The sequence below is a fragment of the Pseudomonas sp. HMSC065H01 genome, from assembly GCF_001815235.1.
Classification (GTDB): Bacteria; Pseudomonadota; Gammaproteobacteria; order Pseudomonadales; family Pseudomonadaceae; genus Pseudomonas; species Pseudomonas aeruginosa.
In genome coordinates, this window is record NZ_KV819829.1 from 41,416 (window position 1) to 58,865 (window position 17,450).

14 protein-coding genes are annotated in these 17,450 nt (G+C 68.2%); 8 read left to right on the forward strand and 6 right to left on the reverse strand.

The annotated features are described in order from the left end of the window. Positions 1–210 precede the first annotated feature (210 nt). From HMPREF3014_RS01275 to HMPREF3014_RS01285, 3 genes are all read right to left on the reverse strand, one after another. Positions 211–1,110, reverse strand: coding sequence for a TauD/TfdA dioxygenase family protein (locus HMPREF3014_RS01275; protein WP_010793568.1), 900 nt, complete (start codon positions 1,108–1,110; stop codon positions 211–213). A gap of 67 nt (positions 1,111–1,177) precedes the next feature. Next, positions 1,178–2,080 carry a TauD/TfdA dioxygenase family protein gene (locus HMPREF3014_RS01280; RefSeq protein ID WP_023086871.1) on the reverse strand — a complete coding sequence of 301 codons (903 nt, stop codon included), beginning with the start codon at positions 2,078–2,080 and terminating at the stop codon, positions 1,178–1,180. 40 nt (positions 2,081–2,120) lie between these two features. Then, on the reverse strand, positions 2,121–4,493 hold the full coding sequence (locus HMPREF3014_RS01285) for a TonB-dependent receptor (RefSeq protein WP_023086870.1): 2,373 nt from the start codon (positions 4,491–4,493) through the stop codon (positions 2,121–2,123). 349 nt (positions 4,494–4,842) lie between these two features. Between HMPREF3014_RS01285 and HMPREF3014_RS01290 the strand changes: the two genes are divergently transcribed. Further along, a complete protein-coding gene (locus HMPREF3014_RS01290; RefSeq protein WP_003083964.1) occupies positions 4,843–5,760 on the forward strand; it encodes a LysR family transcriptional regulator in 918 nt (305 codons plus the stop codon). 23 nt (positions 5,761–5,783) lie between these two features. On the opposite strand, the gene HMPREF3014_RS01295 is transcribed toward HMPREF3014_RS01290, so the two are convergent. Beyond that, positions 5,784–6,509, reverse strand: coding sequence for an acid phosphatase (locus HMPREF3014_RS01295; RefSeq protein WP_003083962.1), 726 nt, complete (start codon positions 6,507–6,509; stop codon positions 5,784–5,786). A 247-nt stretch (positions 6,510–6,756) separates the two neighbouring features. On the opposite strand from HMPREF3014_RS01295, the gene HMPREF3014_RS01300 reads away from it, so the two are divergent. Next, a complete protein-coding gene (locus HMPREF3014_RS01300; protein WP_023086869.1) occupies positions 6,757–8,115 on the forward strand; it encodes an OprD family porin in 1,359 nt (452 codons plus the stop codon). A 22-nt stretch (positions 8,116–8,137) separates the two neighbouring features. On the opposite strand, the gene HMPREF3014_RS01305 is transcribed toward HMPREF3014_RS01300, so the two are convergent. Beyond that, positions 8,138–9,199 (reverse strand): ABC transporter substrate-binding protein, encoded by a 1,062-nt coding sequence (locus HMPREF3014_RS01305; protein WP_003112655.1) that lies wholly within the window; start codon positions 9,197–9,199, stop codon positions 8,138–8,140. 266 nt (positions 9,200–9,465) lie between these two features. Between HMPREF3014_RS01305 and HMPREF3014_RS01310 the strand changes: the two genes are divergently transcribed. The 3 genes from HMPREF3014_RS01310 (at position 9,466) to atsA (ending at position 13,616) form a co-directional block, all read left to right on the forward strand. Then, positions 9,466–11,082: an ABC transporter permease gene (locus tag HMPREF3014_RS01310; protein WP_003106694.1), complete on the forward strand. Its 1,617-nt coding sequence runs from the start codon at positions 9,466–9,468 to the stop codon at positions 11,080–11,082. Continuing rightward, complete coding sequence (locus HMPREF3014_RS01315) at positions 11,079–11,918, forward strand: ABC transporter ATP-binding protein (RefSeq protein ID WP_023086868.1); 840 nt, start codon at positions 11,079–11,081, stop codon at positions 11,916–11,918. Before HMPREF3014_RS01310 ends, HMPREF3014_RS01315 begins: the two co-directional genes overlap by 4 nt. Positions 11,919–12,005: 87 nt before the next feature. Beyond that, positions 12,006–13,616, forward strand: a complete 1,611-nt coding sequence (atsA, locus tag HMPREF3014_RS01320) for an arylsulfatase AtsA (RefSeq protein ID WP_023085734.1) — start codon at positions 12,006–12,008, stop codon at positions 13,614–13,616. 99 nt (positions 13,617–13,715) lie between these two features. Here atsA and HMPREF3014_RS01325 read toward each other — a convergent pair whose 3' ends face one another. Further along, the gene (locus HMPREF3014_RS01325) at positions 13,716–14,468 is read right to left on the reverse strand and encodes a 3-oxoacyl-ACP reductase family protein (protein ID WP_003106691.1); all 753 of its coding nucleotides are present in this window, start codon (positions 14,466–14,468) and stop codon (positions 13,716–13,718) included. A 116-nt stretch (positions 14,469–14,584) separates the two neighbouring features. Here HMPREF3014_RS01325 and HMPREF3014_RS01330 point away from each other — a divergent pair, with 116 nt between their 5' ends. The 3 genes from HMPREF3014_RS01330 (at position 14,585) to HMPREF3014_RS01340 (ending at position 17,445) form a co-directional block, all read left to right on the forward strand. Beyond that, a complete protein-coding gene (locus HMPREF3014_RS01330; protein WP_003083951.1) occupies positions 14,585–15,517 on the forward strand; it encodes a LysR family transcriptional regulator in 933 nt (310 codons plus the stop codon). 345 nt (positions 15,518–15,862) lie between these two features. Then, a complete protein-coding gene (locus HMPREF3014_RS01335; protein WP_369700133.1) occupies positions 15,863–16,882 on the forward strand; it encodes a methyl-accepting chemotaxis protein in 1,020 nt (339 codons plus the stop codon). Between the two features lie 197 nt (positions 16,883–17,079). Then, complete coding sequence (locus tag HMPREF3014_RS01340) at positions 17,080–17,445, forward strand: response regulator (protein WP_003083943.1); 366 nt, start codon at positions 17,080–17,082, stop codon at positions 17,443–17,445. The last annotated feature ends 5 nt before the right edge of the window (positions 17,446–17,450 follow it).

The window sequence follows — 17,450 nt, forward strand, 5'->3', positions numbered from 1 at the left end:
TCGCCTTTCCATGGGCGCTGCAGGCCAGCTCGTTAGACCAAAGGCGAATTGCCCTATGGGCAGGATAGACGCGGAGAAATGGCAGAACTGCGACAGCATGTCGCAGTTCTGCTAGCTATTCGCCGGAACGGAAGGGGCTCGCCAGAGCGGCGCGCAGCGACCTACGCCGGTCGGCAACGGAGGAGCCGGCGCACGCTGGGGGATGCCGGCTCAGAACGGACGGCTGCCCGCCAGGCTGATGCGCTTCAGGCGCCGCCGCTCGCTGGCCGGGAAGGCGTTGCGCGCATGCAGCACGGCCTGGTTGTCCCACCAGACGATGTCGCCCACCGACCAGGCGTGGCTGTAGCTCAGTTCCGGGCGCGCCAGATGTTCGCGCAGGCGACCGATCAGCGCCTGGCCCCGCGCGGGGTCGTAGCCGGGAATCTCCACCTCGGTGTGGGCGCTGAGGAACAGTACGCGCCGGCCGCTTTCCGGGTGGGTGCGTACCAGCGGGTGCTCGCTGCCCTGGATCGGTTCGATGTCCGGCGTGCGGTAGGTGGCGAAACCGCCGCCGTAGCCGCCCTCGCGCAGGCGGATGAAGGGGTTGTAGTTGATCAGGCGCAGGCCATCGATCTCGCGCCGGGTCGCCTCGTCGAGGCTCTCGTAGGCGCGCGTCAGGTTGGTGAAGCGCGTCTCGCCGCCACTGGACGGCACCTCCAGTGCGTAGAGGAACGAGCCGGAGGACGGCACCGGCGTCCATTGGTGGTCGATGTGTGCCGGCAGGGCGAAGTTGCCCAGTTCGCCGTCGCCGGTGTTGGCCACCTTGACGATGTCCGGCACCTTGCCGTCGCCACCCGAGGACAGCACCGGGATGTCCGCCGGCGGCTGGAACACCGAGCCGAACAGGGTGGCGAAGCGCAAGTACTGCTCATCGTCGAGGTGCTGCTGGCGGAACACCAGGATGTGGTGCTCGCGCAGCGCCTGCTTGAGCGCCAGGACCTGCTCCGGCGCCAGCGGCCGGCGCGCGTCGAGGCCACGGACTTCGGCGCCCAGCGGCGCCTCCAGGGGGGTGATGCGGAATGCCTCGGCGACCTCGGGTTCGGGTTGCCGGGCGGTGGCGGATTGGCTCATGTAAGGGGTCCTCGCGGGTTCGTTCTTCCTGTGGTCGCCCTCCCCGGCGAGGAGAGGGCCGGGTCCGTCATGCCTTCCGGATCGTCCGGCTGCGTTGCCCGTCGATGCCTACCGGCACGTCGCCGCCGAGGGTCACCCGGCGCACCACGCGCGGCTGGTCGCCGTAGTCGTCGATCGCGTAGTGCTGGGTCGCGCGATTGTCCCAGATCGCCACGTCGCCGGCCTGCCAGCGCCAGCGCACGGTGTTCTCCAGGCGCGTGACGTGCCCCTGCAGCACCGCGAAGAGGTGCGCCGAGTCATGCTGCGAAAGACCCTTCAGGCGTTTCACGAAGTGGCCGAGGAGCAGCGTCCGCTCGCCGCTTTGCGGATGCACGCGGACCACCGGGTGCTCGGTCTCGTAGACGGTCGAGGTGAACACCTTGCGGTAGTTCTCCAACTGCTCCACCGAGGCGCTGGGCTTGACCCCGGCGTAGTCGTATTCGTTGCTGTGCACCGCCCAGAGCCGGTCGGCCAGCTCGCGCAGCTCCGCCGGCAGGTCGGCGTAAGCGCTCGCCGTGTTGGCCCAGACGGTGTCGCCGCCGGACTCCGGGGCCACCACGCTGCGCAGGATCGAGGCCTTCGGGTAGACCTCGACGAAGGTCACGTCGGTATGCCAGGAATTGGCCCGGCGGCCTTCGGCGCCATCCAGCTCGAGGAGGAAGCGGGTGCCTTCGCGGGACGGCACGGTGGGGTGGGCGACCGGTTCGCCGAGCAAGTGGGCGAAGGCCTCCTGGGTCTGGTCGTCGAGATGGCTCTGGTCCCGGAAGAAGATCACCTTGTGGCGTACCAGGGCGGCCTGGATCGCCTCGACGGTGGCGGCGTCCAGTTCGCCGGACAGGGTCACACCGCGAATCTCCGCGCCGATCCGTCCGGCGACCGGCCGGACGTCGAGCCGTACCGGCGTGGCGAGGGCTTGTGCTGCATTGCTCATGTCATGTTCCTCATGCGTGGGGTACTGCGTGGGTGAAGGCTCAGAAGTCGTAGCGCAGCGATACGCCGAGCGTGCGCGGCTGCCCCACCGATGCGGTGTAGGAGCCGTTGATGCTGGCGAAGGCGCTCAGGTAGTAGTCCTTGTCGAAGGCGTTCTTCAGCCATACCGAGGTGTCCAGTTGGCCGTCGCCGAGATCGCTGCGCAGACCGGCGGCGAGGTTCACCAGGGCGTAGCCGTCGATCTTCGAAAGGTCGGAGTTGTCCAGCGTGCCCTCGGCGGAGGAGCGGTAGGCGTAGCTGGCGCTGACGTAGGGTTGGAAGCGGTCGTCGAGGCGCCACTGGTATTCGCCATTGAGATTGGCGATCCATTTCGAGGCGCCGACCACGCGCTGCCCGGTGAGGTCGCAACTGCTCGGCGCGCCGGGCCGGGTGCTGACTTCCGCAGGGCACGGGGCATCCTTGAACGACAGGTAGGTGACGTCGTTATAGGAGCCGTTGAAGTTCAGGGTCAGGCCGCGCAACGGCAGCGCGGTGGCCTCGAACTCCAGACCACGCGAGCGCACGCTGCCGGCGTTGGCCAGCACCTGCACCAACTGGGTCGAGCCCGGCGCCTGGTACAGGGTGGTGGCCTGGTAGCCGTGGATGCCGGTCCAGAACAGGTTGGCGTTGAGCAGCAGGCGCCGGTCGAAGAGCGTGCTCTTCAGGCCCAGCTCGGCGTCGTTGGCGCGCTCCGGTCCGACCAGCAGCGAATCGGCGCCGGCGCTCGGTGCGCTGCCCACCGCCAGGTTGACCCCGCCGGACTTCTCGCCGTGGGACAGGCTGGCGTAGCCGAGCAGGTCGTCGCTGAACTGGTAGCTGAGGCTGAGCAACGCCGAAGGGGCGAAGTTGTACTGGCTGAGATCGCCGGAATCGTAGGCGCCGAGCTGGCCGTTGCGCACCGCCGCGCCGACCCCGCCGACCGCCGCGCCGCCCAGCGGAGCGAAGCGCTCGACCTTGGCGTTCTTCTCCTCGTAGGTACCACGCAGGCCGGCGGTGAAGTCCAGGCGTTCGGTAAGGTGCCAGGTGCCCTGGGCGAACAGCGCGAAGCTGTCGGTCTCGATCTTGCCGTTGGCCTTCGAGTAGGTGTCGTTCAGCGCGCCGAGATTGGCGCCGAGCAGGTACAGGTCGGCCAACGGTCCGTAGGAGGTGAAGGTCTTGTTGCCGAGGTTCTGCCTGAACGCGTAGGCGCCCACCACGTAGTCGAAGGCACCGCCGGTGGGCGAGGCCAGGCGGATCTCCTGGGAGAACTGCCGGTCGTGCACTTCCACCCCGGTGTCGTTGATCGCCGAGACGTTCAGTTGCTCGTCGTTGGCCGGGGTGAAGTGCCAGTAGCGGTAGGCGCTGATGGAGGTCAGGCGGTAGCCGCCGGCGAGGTTCCAGTTGGCCTCCAGCGAGCTGCCGCCCTGGTGCACGCTGACGTGCTGGCGGCCGTTGATGTTGACCTTCCTGCGCTGCGGATCGCGCAACGGCAAAGCGCCGACCAGCGCGGCGCGCTGCCAGAAACGCTCGGCGCCGCCGTAGACCACCATGCTGCCGTTGCTCGAATCCTCCTCGTTGTAGTCGGCGATCCAGCGCAGGCTGAAGTCCTCGTTCGGCTCGAACAGCAATTGCCCGCGCGCGCCCTGGCGCTCGCCGCCGTTGAGATAGTTGTCGTCGTGGATGTTCTTGATGTAGCCGTCGTCGCGGGTGCGATAGGCCGAGAGGCGTCCGGCGAGGGTTTCGCCGAGCGGCCCGGAAACCGTGCCGCGGCCCTGGAAGTAGCCATCCTGCCCGCCGGAGACCTCGACGGTACGCTCGGCAGTGAAGGTCGGCGCGCGGGTGCTGATGTTCAGCACCCCGGCGGTGGTGTTCTTGCCGAACAGGGTGCCCTGCGGACCGCGCAGCAGCTCCAGTTGCTCGATGTCCAGCAGGTCGAACACGGCCATTCCCGGACGTCCCAGGTAGACGTTGTCGAGGTAGATCCCGGCGCTGCCTTCCAGGCCGTCGCTGGCGGGGTTGTTGCCGATGCCGCGCACGGCGACGCTCGACTGCCGCGCATGGATGTAGGCGACATTGACGCTGGGCAGCACCTGCTGCAGGTCCTGCACCCGGGAGATGCGCTGGGCCTCGAGAGTCTCGCCGCCGAGCACGGTGATCGGCGTCGGTACCTTCTGCGAATCCTCCTCGCGGCGACGCGCGGTGACAGTGACCTTGCCCAGGGCCGTATCGGCCTTGTCCGGGACGCTGCTAGCCAGCGGCGGCGCTTCCTCGGCGGGCGCGGGAGCATCGGCGGCACTGGCCGGCAACGCACCGCCGAGGGCGAGCAGCAGGGCCAGGGCGTAGTCGGAGCCGCCGGGCGGCGTTCGGCGGAGCGGCAGGCGGTAGTGGTGCTTCATCGTGAATGTCCTCGGTTCCGGCGCAGCCGGACGCAGGCAGCAGGCGGCCATGCCGCGCAAGGCAGCGATCTGGCGAAAGGTTCGAAGGGGGCCGGCGGACAGCTCAGCCCCGGGCGACTGTCAGGGGCGACAGCCGCCGGCGACGCGGAAGGGCATTCGGAACGGCGGAGGTGGGGCGGCAAAGGCACGGTGGACCATGTTCAGCTCCTGGGGTCTATCTATGCTTATTACTAAATCGCATATTTTTCTAATTTGTTCTTTGTTGACGGAATAAGAGCTTGCATTTAAAACCAGCACATCCCGAACGGCAAATGCCTTTGTCCAATATTTCCAATGCCGGTAAAGCATCATGGATCTGCGCCAACTGCGTTACTTCATCGCCCTCGCCGAACACCGCAGTTTCGTCCGCGCGGCGGACGCCATGGGCATCACCCAGCCGGCCTTCAGCCGCAGCATCCAGGGCCTGGAGCAGGAGCTTGGCTGTCAGTTGGTGGACCGTGGCAGCAAGGACCTGCGCCCGACGCCGGAAGGCCAGGTGGTGCTGCAACACGCGCTGAGCCTGGTGCAGGGGTCGGCCAACCTGATCCACGAGATCGCCCAGTTGAACAAGCTGGATGCCGGCGAGCTGCGCTTCGGCAGCGGGCCGGCGCCGGCCCAGCAACTGGTGCCGGACGCGGTGGCCGACTTCATCAACCGCCACCCGCGGGTGCAGATCAGCCTGGACGTGGACAACTGGGAAAAGCTCAGCCGCGCCCTGCTCCGCGAAGAGATCGAATTCTTCGTCGCCGACATCCGCGACTTCGAGGCCGACCCGAACTTCCAGACGCGCCCGCTGACCCCGCGCCGCGGCCAGTTCTTCTGCCGTCCGCAACATCCGCTGCTGGGCAAGGACAGCCTGTCCACCAACGACCTGTTCAACTACCCGCTGGCCTCGACCCTGATTCCCCCGGGCATCCGCAAGCTGCTGGCGAACCTCAGCGGCAAGATCGACTTCGCCGCCAACATCCGCTGCGAGAACATGCACGCGCTGATCCGTATCGTCCGCCAGACCGACGCCATCGGCATCGCCAGCGACGAGACCCTGCGCCCCTACCTGCAGCGCGGCGAACTGCAACCGCTACAGTGGCGCAACCTGCCGCAGAACCTGGATAGCCTCAGCGCCCGCTGCGGCATCATCAGCCGCAGCGGCTACCGGCTTTCGGCAGCGGCCAAGGCGATGATCGAGACGCTGGTGGAACTGGACCAGGCGCAACACGCGGCGGCCTGAGCCGCCGCGCGCTTTCCCTTCCTCTACTGGAGTTTCGGCAACCCCAGCGCGCCGCGCAGCTCCTCGCGCACCGCGGCGAAGTCGGCGGCCACCGCCGGATCGGCCAGCAGGCTCGCCACCAGCGCCGCGGCGGCGGTCTGCCCGCCTTCCAGGTCGCTGGGGAAGTGCACGCCGGCCAGCACACGGCTCTGCGCATGCTCCTCGGCGCGGGCGAAGAACGCATCGTGATGCTCCGGCACCAGCATGCTCAGCAGCGAGGCCTTGAAGTAGCTGTCCATGGTGTGGCCGCTGGGATAGGACTCCCCCTCCGGCGGCGGCAGCACCGGCTTCACCTTCGGTGTCACTTCGTAGGGACGCGGGCGGGCGAAGTGCTTCTTCGCCGGCATCAGCACCTCGACCAGGTTTTCCTGGGCGCGGTTGAAGAAACTCCGGGTCAGCGGCAGGCGTTCCTTGTCGAACGAGGCGCCCAGCAGGTCGCCGGCGAAGGGGAAGACGTTGTCCTCCCACTGGTCGTGGGCGCGTACCCGGCGTACCTGTTCGGGCGTGCGCAGGCGTTGCGCCTCCAGCACCGCGCCGAGATCGGCGACGGCCGCAGCCGAGTCCGCCGCCGGCGGCGGCGGGAGGTAGTCGGCCAGGCGCGGTGGGTGGGCCAGCGGATAGGGCGCGGCGGCGGTCTCCCCGAGACAAGACAGCGGTGCAAGCAGCGAAAGGCAGAGCAAGAGCGAAGGGCATAGGGTCTTGTTGTTCATGAAGCGTATTCCCTGAGGCGAGGTAGCATCGGGAGCCTAGGCTCCCACCCACGGCCGTTGCGGATGACGGCCGACGCCACACTCTCCGTCGGTGACTTCCGAAATGCTTGACCCGGCCTGCCGTTGCACATGCCAGCCCCTGCCAATGGCAGGCCCCGGCAAAAGCCGAGGCAGGGAAACACAAGCGGCCTGCGGAGCGACTTCCGAGACTGCGCCCACCTGGCACTCAGGTGGGAGAAAACAATAAATGCAAAATCTCAGACGCGCTGTATTCGCCGGCCTGGTCGCCGGCACGCTTTCCGAAGGGGCGGCCGCGACGGCCGGGGATGGGGGCTTCGTCGAGGACAGCGAACTGCAGTTCCTCGCTCGCACCTACTACTTCAACCGCGACTACCGCGACAGCCCGAACAACGCCGGGCGCAACCGCTTCAAGCCCAGGAGCGAGCGCAACGGCTACCGCGAGGAAGCCACCCAGGGCCTGCGCCTCCAGTTCGCCTCCGGCTACACGCCGGGCAGCCTCGGCTTCGGCCTCGACGCCCATGCCATGCTCGGCCTGCAACTGGACAGCGGCGGCGGCCGCACCGGCACCGGCAACCTGCCGGTCGGCGCCGACGGCCATCCCGACCATCGCTACGGCAAGGTCGGTGGCGCCCTCAGGCTACGCCACGGCGAAACCCGCCTGAAGTACGGCCAGACCACCACCAGCGCGCCGGTGTTCGCCGCCAGCAGCAACCGCACGCTGGCCGGCATGGCCTACGGCCTGCTGCTGGAGGACCGCTCGTTCGACGGGCTGCTGCTCGAGGGCGGGCGCTTCACCGCCGCCTCCGGCCCCGGCGAATCCAAGGTCCGCGGCGACATCAGCACCGTCTACGGACGCCTCGGCGCCTATCCGGTGCGCCTCAACGCGGTCGGCTTCCTCGGCGGTCAATGGCAGGCCACGGAGCGGCTGCAACTGTCGCTCTACGCCTCGCGCTTCGACGACATCTGGCAGCAGGCCTATTTCGGCACCAGCCATCGCCAGCCGCTGGGCGGGGAGCGCGCGCTGCGGGTCGACCTCGACGCCTACCGCACCCGCGACAGCGGCCAGAGCCGCTTCGGCCGCATCGACACCCTGGCCAGCTCCCTGGCCCTGGGCTACGAACAGGGGCCGCAGCGCATCACCCTGGCCTACCAGCGTGTCCATGGCGAGCAGCCGTTCGACTACATGGCCTTCGGCGACGGGCGCTCCAGCGCGTCCATGGTACTGGCCAACTCGGTGGGCTACTCCGACTTCAACGGACCGGGCGAGCGTTCCTGGCAATTACGCTATGACCTGGACCTCGGCGCGCTCGGCCTGCCTGGGCTCAGCCTGCATGCGCTGCATGCCCGCGGCCGTGCCGGGGCCAGCGCCAGCAGTGCCGCCGAGAGCATCTACGCCGGACTCTACGGGCGTGACGGGCGGCACCGGGAAAGCGACCTCGGCTTCGCCTATCGGGTCAAGGCGGGCCCCCTCGCCGGCCTCGCCCTGCGCGCCTCGCAGGCCTGGCACCGGGGCAACGCGAGCTATCTCGACGGCGACATCGACGAAACCCGGCTGGTCGTCGATTACTCCCGCTCGATCTGGTGACGCCCCGGGCCGCGGCGCGGCGTCACTCCGCCGCTTGCGCCACGGCCTTGGCCTTCGCCAGCTTGCCGGCCGCCTCCAGCAGTTCCGGCGCGGCCCACTGCTCGGCGCTGAATTCGCGACGGATCAGGCCGAAACGCTTGGCCGCCTGGATCGAAGCATCCAGCCGGCCAAGGAAATCGGCGTCCAGGCGCGGCGACAGGGCGTCGCCCAGCTTGCGGCCACGGTACTCGCTCTGCAGGATCACCACCGGGTAGCTGGCCTGCTTCGACACCAGTTCGATGTAAGCGTCGCGGTTCTCCTCGCGGGCCAGCCAGTCCTGGGCCTGCAACTGCACCTTGAGCAGCCGCTCGGTGATGTCCGGATGGGCATCGACGAAGGCTCCGGAGCCGACCAGCAGCGCCTGCAGGGTGCCGGCGCCGTTCAGGTCGCGGGTGCTCAGCGGAATTTCCGCGAGCCCGCGGTCGCGCAGGGCGAACAGTCCGGCCAGGCCCCAGGTGGCATCGATCTGCCTGGCTGCGAGGGCGGACAGGGCGGCACTGAAATCGAGGTTGATCACCTTCAGGTCCTTCTCGCTGAGACCGACGCTGGCCAGGGCATTGTCGAACGACAACTGGCTGGCGGTGCCACGGAAGATGCCAACGCGCTTGCCCTTGAGATCCTCCAGGGTCTTGATCCCGGAGCCCGGCTGCACGCCGAGATAGTGGTTGACCCCTCGCGCGGTAGCGGCCAGCAGGCGGCTGTCCAGGCCTCCGGACTTGCCGATGATCGCCGCCAGGTCGCCGAGGTAGGCGAAGTCCACCTGGCCGTTGGCGAACGCTTCGTTGACCACCGGGCCGGCGCCCTTGAAGAAGCTCCATTTCACCGCGATGCCGTCGTTGGCGAACTCCTTCTCCAGCAACTGGCGGGTGTAGAGCACGTCGACCACGCCGCCGCCCGAGTGCGAACTGCCGGCGCTGACGTCCGGCACCGCGATGCGGATTTCCTTCGGCGGAGCGGCGCTCGCCAGCGGCACGTAGGCACCGAGCAGGCCGGCGAGCACAGGCGCGGCGAACAGACCGAGCAGGGAAGACGTAAGCGCTTTCATGGGGCGGCTCCTTGGAACGGGAAGAGAGGGATTCCCGCCGGGAGCGGGTGTGCGGCTAGCTATGCACAGCGGCGCCTCGAAAATAAATAATAAAAATTCATTTTTTTATAACCACAAGCAGTATGACAGGCCGCACGGGCCTCTCCGCGTCATATGCAGCCAGAGCATGGAAAATATTCTCCAAATGCATTTGCCGCTGCCTGGTGCCTTTCTTTAAATGGCCCTTCTTAGCGAAAAAATGCATTGATTCGGCGATTTATATTCCCATGAAGAATATCGATAAAACCCTTTCGCCCGCCTGGAGCCGGCCCCTGCCGCGCCTGGCGCCGCCGCCCTCCGCGGCTTTCGCCCGGCGCCTGGGGGACGGCCTGCTGCCCTGGTTGCTGCCGCTCGGGCTGGCGCTGCTGTGGTGGGTCGCCAGCCATCGCCACTGGATGTCGGCCCAGGTGCTGCCAACTCCCGAGCTGGTCTGGCAGAGCGCCCGCGAGTTGCTCGCCGGCGAACTCTGGAGCGAATTGGCGATCAGCCTGCGGCGCCTGGCCTGGGGCCTGCTCGCCGGGGTCGCCAGCGGCGCCGCGCTAGGCGCCTGGCTGGGCTTCAGTCCGCGTGCCGAGCGCCTGGTCTTCCCCACCTTCAGCGCCCTCGCGCAAATCCCCACGCTGGCCTGGATCCCGCTGTTCATGCTGTTCTTCGGCATCGGCGAACTGCTCAAGCTGGTGGTGCTGGTGAAAGCGGTCGTGGTGCCGGTGACCATCCATACCCTGGTCGGCGTGCGCGACGCCCAGCCCAAGCTGCGCGAAGCCGCCGCAGTACTGCGCCTGCCGCCACGCCTGCTGGTCTGGCGGCTGATCCTGCCGGCGGCGCTGCCGGCCTTCCTCACCGGGCTGCGCCTGGCCCTGGCGCAGGGCTGGACCTCGCTGCTGGCGGTCGAGTTGCTGGCTTCCAGCGAGGGTATCGGCTACCTGATGGTGCAGGGCCGGCAACTGTTCATGCTCGACATCGTGTTCGTCTGCATCCTCATCATCGGCCTGGTCGGGGTGGGCATGGACCGCGCCATCCAGTGGCTCGACCGCCGCCTGCTGCACTGGCCGCAAGCCGCCACCGGCGAATTCCGCCGGCGCCCGCCGGGACGCGGCTGGCAGCGCCTGCAGGTGTGGCTGCCGCCGCTGGCGCTGCTGCTCCTGTGGCAGTCGGCGAGCAGCGCCGAATGGGTCGACCCGGCGATCCTCGCCAGCCCTCTGGAAGTGGCGCGGGCGACCTGGAGCGGAGCGCTCGACGGCAGCCTCCCAGGCGCCCTGTTCGACAGCCTGAAGCGCACGCTCGGCGGGCTCCTGCTGGGCGGCGGCCTGGGTTTCCTCGGCGGCCTGCTGCTCGGCCTGTGGCGCCCGGCGGAACGCTTCTTCGGCCCCACTTTCGCGGCTCTGCGGCAGGTGGCGATCTTCGCCTGGGTACCGCTGCTCACCGCCTGGTTCGGCCTGGGCGAACCGGCCAAGCTGACGTTCGTCGCAATCGCCGCCTTCTTCCCGCTGCTGCTGGCCACCCAGCGCGGCATCGCCAGCCTGCCGCCGAGCCTCGGCGAGGCGGCCCGGGTGCTGCGCCTGGGTCCCTGGCGACGGCTGCTCCGGCTGGTCCTGCCGGGTGCCGCCCCGTCGGTGTTCGCCGGCCTGCGCCTGGCGCTGATCTACGCCTGGCTGGGAACCATCGGCGCCGAGTACTTCATGCCCTCCGACGGCGGCATCGGCAGCCTGATGATCGGCGCCCAGCAATTGTTCCGCATGGACCTGATCGGCGCCGGCATGCTCCTGGTCGGCCTCACCGGCGCCCTGCTCAATGCCCTCGGCCAACGCATCGAAGCGCGCGCCACGCGCTGGAGACACGCATGAACGCATTCACCGCGCCCGCCACGGGCACCCCGCTGGTCAGCTTCCGCCAGGTGCGCAAGCACTTCGCCGTGGACGGCCGGCGACTGGAAGCGATCCAGCAGTTCGACCTGGAGATCGGCGAGGGCGAGTTCATCGCCATCGTCGGCGCCAGTGGCTGCGGCAAGTCGACCCTGCTGCGCCTGCTGAGCGGCCTGGACCGCGACTACGACGGCGAGATCCGCGTCGACGGCCGGCCAATCGCCGGCATCGGCGGCGAACGCGGCATCGTGTTCCAGGAGCACCGCCTGTTCCCCTGGCTGACGGTGCAGCAGAACGTCGCCCTCGGCCTGGTCAACGAAGCCCTTGGCGAAACCGACAAGGCGGCGCGGATCGACGAATATATCCGCCTGGTCGGCCTGCACGGCTTCGAGCGTGCCTACCCGCACCAGTTGTCCGGCGGCATGGCCCAGCGCGTGGCGATCGCCCGTGGCCTGGTGGCCAGCCCGCGCCTGCTGCTGCTCGACGAGCCGTTCAGCGCCCTCGACGCACTGACCCGCCAGCAGTTGCAGGAAGAGTTGCTGGCGATCCGCCGGCGTACCCGTATCACCACCCTGCTGGTCACCCACGACGTCGAGGAGGCGCTCTACCTGGCCGACCGGGTGGTGGTGATGGAGCCGCGTCCGGGGCGGATCAGGCGGGTGGTCGAGGTGGGCCTGGCGCATCCGCGCGAGCGCGGTGGCTTCGACTTCCTGCGCCAGCGCGAAGCGCTGCTGCACGAACTGACCGCCGACGGCGAGTACGTCGCGCCGCCGCCGCGACGGGTGGAAAACCTGCCCTTCGAATTCCTCGCTTGCTGAAAAGCCCCTTGCCCTGGCCCTTTCCCCCTGCGGGAAGGGCGGGGGCGAGGGCCCCACCTTCTCCTCCCATCCAGACGAGACCCGCGCATGAGCAAACGCCCCAACTTCCTGGTGATCGTCGCCGACGACCTGGGCTTCTCCGATATCGGCGCCTTCGGCGGCGAGATCGCCACGCCGAACCTCGACGCCCTGGCCATCGCCGGCCTGCGCCTGACCGACTTCCACACCGCCTCGACCTGCTCGCCGACCCGCTCGATGCTGCTCACCGGCACCGACCACCACATCGCCGGGATCGGCACCATGGCCGAGGCGCTGACCCCGGAACTGGCAGGCAAGCCGGGTTACGAAGGGCATCTCAACGAGCGCGTGGTGGCGCTGCCGGAGCTGCTCCGCGAGGCCGGCTACCAGACCCTCATGGCCGGCAAGTGGCACCTCGGCCTGAAGCCGGAACAGACGCCCCATGCACGCGGTTTCGAGCGCTCCTTCTCGCTGCTGCCGGGCGCCGCCAACCACTATGGTTTCGAGCCGCCCTACGACGAAAGCACTCCGCGCATCCTCAAGGGTACGCCAGCGCTCTACGTGGAAGACGAGCGCTACCTCGACACGCTGCCGGAGGGCTTCTATTCCTCCGACGCCTTCGGCGACAAGCTGCTGCAATACCTCAAGGAGCGCGACCAGAGCCGGCCGTTCTTCGCCTACCTGCCGTTCTCCGCGCCGCACTGGCCGCTGCAAGCGCCGCGGGAGATCGTCGAGAAGTACCGCGGTCGCTACGACGCCGGTCCAGAAGCGCTGCGCCAGGAACGCCTGGCCCGGCTCAAGGAGCTGGGCCTGGTGGAAGCGGACGTCGAAGCCCATCCGGTGCTCGCCCTGACCCGCGAGTGGGAGGCCCTGGAGGACGAGGAGCGGGCTAAGTCGGCGCGGGCGATGGAGGTCTACGCGGCGATGGTCGAGCGCATGGACTGGAACATCGGCAGGGTCGTGGACTACCTGCGCCGGCAGGGCGAGCTGGACAACACCTTCGTCCTGTTCATGTCCGACAACGGCGCCGAAGGCGCCCTGCTGGAGGCGTTCCCGAAATTCGGCCCGGACCTGCTGGGCTTTCTCGACCGGCACTACGACAACAGCCTGGAAAACATCGGCCGCGCCAATTCCTACGTCTGGTATGGCCCGCGCTGGGCCCAGGCGGCCACCGCACCATCGCGCCTGTACAAGGCGTTCACAACCCAGGGCGGGATTCGCGTGCCAGCGCTGGTGCGCTACCCGCGGCTAAGCCGGCAGGGTGCGATCAGCCATGCCTTCGCCACGGTGATGGACGTCACCCCGACCCTCCTCGACCTCGCCGGTGTCCGCCACCCAGGCAAGCGCTGGCGCGGCCGCGAGATCGCCGAGCCGCGCGGCAGGTCTTGGCTGGGTTGGCTTTCCGGCGAGACCGAGGCGGCCCACGACGAGAACACCGTGACCGGCTGGGAGCTGTTCGGCATGCGTGCGATCCGCCAGGGCGACTGGAAGGCGGTGTACCTGCCGGCCCCGGTGGGCCCGGCCACCTGGCAGCTCTACGACCTGGCCCGCGACCCGGGCGAGATCCACGACCTCGCTGACAGCCAGCCGGGCAAGCTGGCGGAGCTGATCGAGCATTGGAAGCGATACGTCAGCGAGACCGGTGTCGTAGAGGGGGCTTCGCCTTTCCTGCTGCGATAAGCGGAACCTCTCCCCTCGCCCTCTCCCTTCAGGAGGGAACGTCTGGCCAGAAGGTCGGGGAGAGGGGCTACTTCGCCGGGTGGAACGAGGCGACCCGGGTCAGGCCGAGAAACCGCCATCGATGGTCAGGCTGGCCCCGGTGATGTAGGCCGCTTCCGGCCCGGCCAGGTAGGCGACGAAGCTGGCGATTTCCTCGCTGCGGGCGTAGCGCGGCAGCGCCATCAGGCCCTTGAGGGCCTCGGCGAAGTCGCCGTCGTCCGGGTTCATGTCGGTATCCACCGGACCCGGCTGCACGTTGTTCACCGTGATCCCGCGCGGGCCGAGGTCGCGGGCCAGGCCCTTGGTCAGGCCGACCAGCGCCGACTTGCTCATCGCGTAGGTGGCGCCGCCGGCGAACGGCATGCGTTCGGCATTGGTGCTGCCGATGCTGATCACCCGCCCGCCGTCGCCCATGTGCTTGACCGCCGCCTGGGTGGCGACGAAGACGCTGCGCACGTTGATCGCCAGGGTCCGCTCGAAGTCGGCCAGCGGCAGCTCTTCCACCGAACCGAGGGCGAGGACGGCGGCGTTGTTGACCAGGATGTCGATGCGTCCGAAGCGAGCCGCCGCTTCGTCGACGGCGGCGACGAGCGCGGCCGCGTCGGCGCTATCGGCATGCAGGGCCAGGATGCTGGCTCCGGCGCCTTCGAGTTCGGCCGCCAGGGCCCGGGACTTGTCCGCCGAGCTGACGTAGGTGAAGGCGACGCTGGCGCCTTCGGCGGCCAGCCGGCGAACGATGGCGGCGCCGATGCCGCGGGAACCGCCCTGGACGAAGGCGACTTTGCCGGCGAGGGATGCAGAGGATACGGACATGGAAATCTCCATCGGAGTGGATAGACAGGCCCCGAGTTTCCGTCGTCCATTGCAGACCTGGTAGCGGGTAATCGCTATATTCAGCCGATACCAATGGTTTATTCGGGCCCTTTCCCATGGAAACCCTCAGCAACATCCAGTGCTTCGTCCGCAGCGCCGAGGCCGGTAGCTTCGCCGAGGCCGCCAGGCGCCTGGGCCTGACGCCGGCCGGGGTGGGCAAGAACGTCGCCCGCCTGGAAAGCAACCTCGGCGTGCGCCTGTTCCAGCGCAGCACCCGGCGCCTGACCCTGACCGAAGCCGGGGAGCGTTTCCTGCAAGAGGTCGGCGGCAGCCTGGAGGGCATCCAGACCGCTCTCGCCAACGTCTCCAGCGTCGGCAACCAACCCAGCGGCACGTTGAAGGTCAGCATGGGGCTGGCCTTCGGCCGCGACTACATCCTGCCGCTGCTCGGCGAGTTCCTCGAACGCTATCCCGACATCGTGCCCGACTGGCATTTCGACAATCGCCAGGTCGACCTCATCGGCGAAGGCTTCGACGCCGCCATCGGCGGTGGTTTCGAACTGCCGCCCGGGGTGGTGGCGCGCAACCTGACGCCGGGCCACCTGATCCTCCTCGCCTCGCCCGCCTACCTCCGCGACAAGCCGCCAATCCGCCATCCAGGCGACCTGGGCGGCTTCGACGGGATCCGCATCCGCTCGCCGCAGACCGGCCGCGTGCGCTCCTGGCCGCTGCGCCGGCGCAACGGCGAGGAGGCGCCGATCGAGCTGCGCGAACGCATGACCATGAGCGACCCGGAAGCCACCTGCGAGGTCGCCGCCATGGGCCTGGGCATCACCCTGGTATGCATGCAGCACGCCTATGCCTACCTGGAGTCCGGCGCCCTGGTGCGGGTCCTGCCGGACTGGTACGTCGACGCCGGCAACACCAGCCTCTACTACGCGGCGAACAAGCTGCTACCGGCCAAGACCCGGGTCTTCGTCGACTTCGTCGTCGACTACTTCCGCCGCCAGGACCTGGCCCGGCGCTTCTCCGCCTTCCCAACCGGCTAGCGCCAGCCATCCGTCGCCTCGGCAAACGGGAAAAGGCCCTGGCACCGGCCTCGCCGGAAAAACGGCAGTTTGACATTACCGATTGGGACTCTAGTTTTAGAAAACGCCGCCGACGAGCTTGGAAGGCGGCTTCCGCACGGTCCCGAGGGACCGCCTGGAAGCCCTGCTCCGATCCGGCACATGGAGTGCAGCATGCGCGAGTCCCTCGGTGTTTCGTTACCATCCCGGCCCCTGCTGCTGAAGCTGGGCCTGCTTTCCCTACCCTGGGCGTTGTGCGCCGGGCTGCATGCCGTCGGCCTCGGCGTCTGGCTGGTCCTGGCGCTCGGTTGGTTCGCCAGCCTGGCCATGCTCGTCCTCCTCCTGCGCGCCCCTCGGCAAGCGGTAGCGAATGCCAACCCGCAGGCGGATGCCGCTTCGCCGGCCTGGAGCGCGGCGCAACGGGCGCTCGCCGACGAAACCGCGCAACTGGACGGTCACGCCCGGCAGATCGACGAACTGCTGCATTCGGCGATCCGCCAGCTCAGCGACAGCTTCCACGGCCTCGCCGAACGCATCGATACCCAGCGCGGCCTGTCCCATTCGCTGATCGAGCGCTACGACGGGCGCGGCCAGGTCGACGAAGGCATCAACTTCCAGGACTTCGTCAGGACCACCCAGCAGACCCTCAGCCTGTTCGTCGAGGCTACCCTGGAAACCAGCCGGACCTCGCAGCAACTGGTGGAACGCATGGACCAGGTGCGGCTGAAGATCACCGAGATCCTGCAGTCGACCCAGGACATGGACGCCATCGCCAAGCAGACCAACCTGCTCGCCCTCAACGCTGCCATCGAGGCCGCCCGAGCCGGCGAGAGCGGCCGCGGCTTCGCCGTGGTCGCCGATGAAGTGCGCGCGCTGTCGACCCGCTCCACGGAGTTTTCCGCCGCCATCCGCAAGCACGTCGACGTGGTCCACCACGAGATCCAGGACGCCGAGAGCGCGATCTCGCAACTGGCCGACAAGGACATGTCCTTCGCCCTCGATTCCAAGCACAAGATCCAGGGCATGCTCGATGACCTGGAGGCGATGAACCGGCACACCCTGAAGGTCATCCACGAACTGGACCGGCTCTCGCTGGAAGTCGGCCAGGGCGTCGACGCGGCGGTCACCGCCCTGCAATTCCAGGACATGGGCAGCCAGTTGCTCGGCCAGATGCGCAAGCACCATGCGCGTCTTGGCGCCTTCGCCCTCGGCCTCGGCGCGCTGGAGGCGCGACCGCGCCAGGAATGGCCCGAACGGGTCGCACGGGAGGTCGAGGAACTGCGCCGGCCCTTGCCCAGCCCGGTGAGCCAGAACAGCGTCAACGTGGGCGAAGTGGAATTGTTCTGAGGGGTATCGATAGCCAATCCGTCTAACCGGATAACTATCCGACGAGAAACCGGCGCCAATAATTGAAATCCACCGGACATTGTCTTTACTGGAACTAGCAAAGGGCCATCAGAGCCCTCCGTCACAGCCACCTGGCACACACCACCTTCGCCGCCGAGCTTGGCGCTGCGGTAGGGACACCGTGAGGACGCAAGACCATGGGCAAACCGATTCTGATCGTCGACGACTCGGCGTCTATCCGCCAGATGCTGAGCTTCACCCTGAAGTCCGCCGGCTACGAGGTGGACGAGGCCGCGGACGGCAAGGAAGGCCTCGGCAAGGCCCAGAGCAAGAGCTACAGCCTGGTGTTCACCGACCAGAACATGCCGAACATGGACGGCCTGTCGCTGATCCGCAGCCTGCGTAACCTGGCCGGCTACCGCAGCGTGCCGATCCTCATGCTGACCACCGAATCGAGCGACGCGATGAAGCAGCAGGGACGCAGCGCCGGCGCCACCGGCTGGCTGGTGAAGCCGTTCGACCCGCCGAAACTGCTCGAAGTGACGCGCAAGGTCCTGCCCTGATTCCC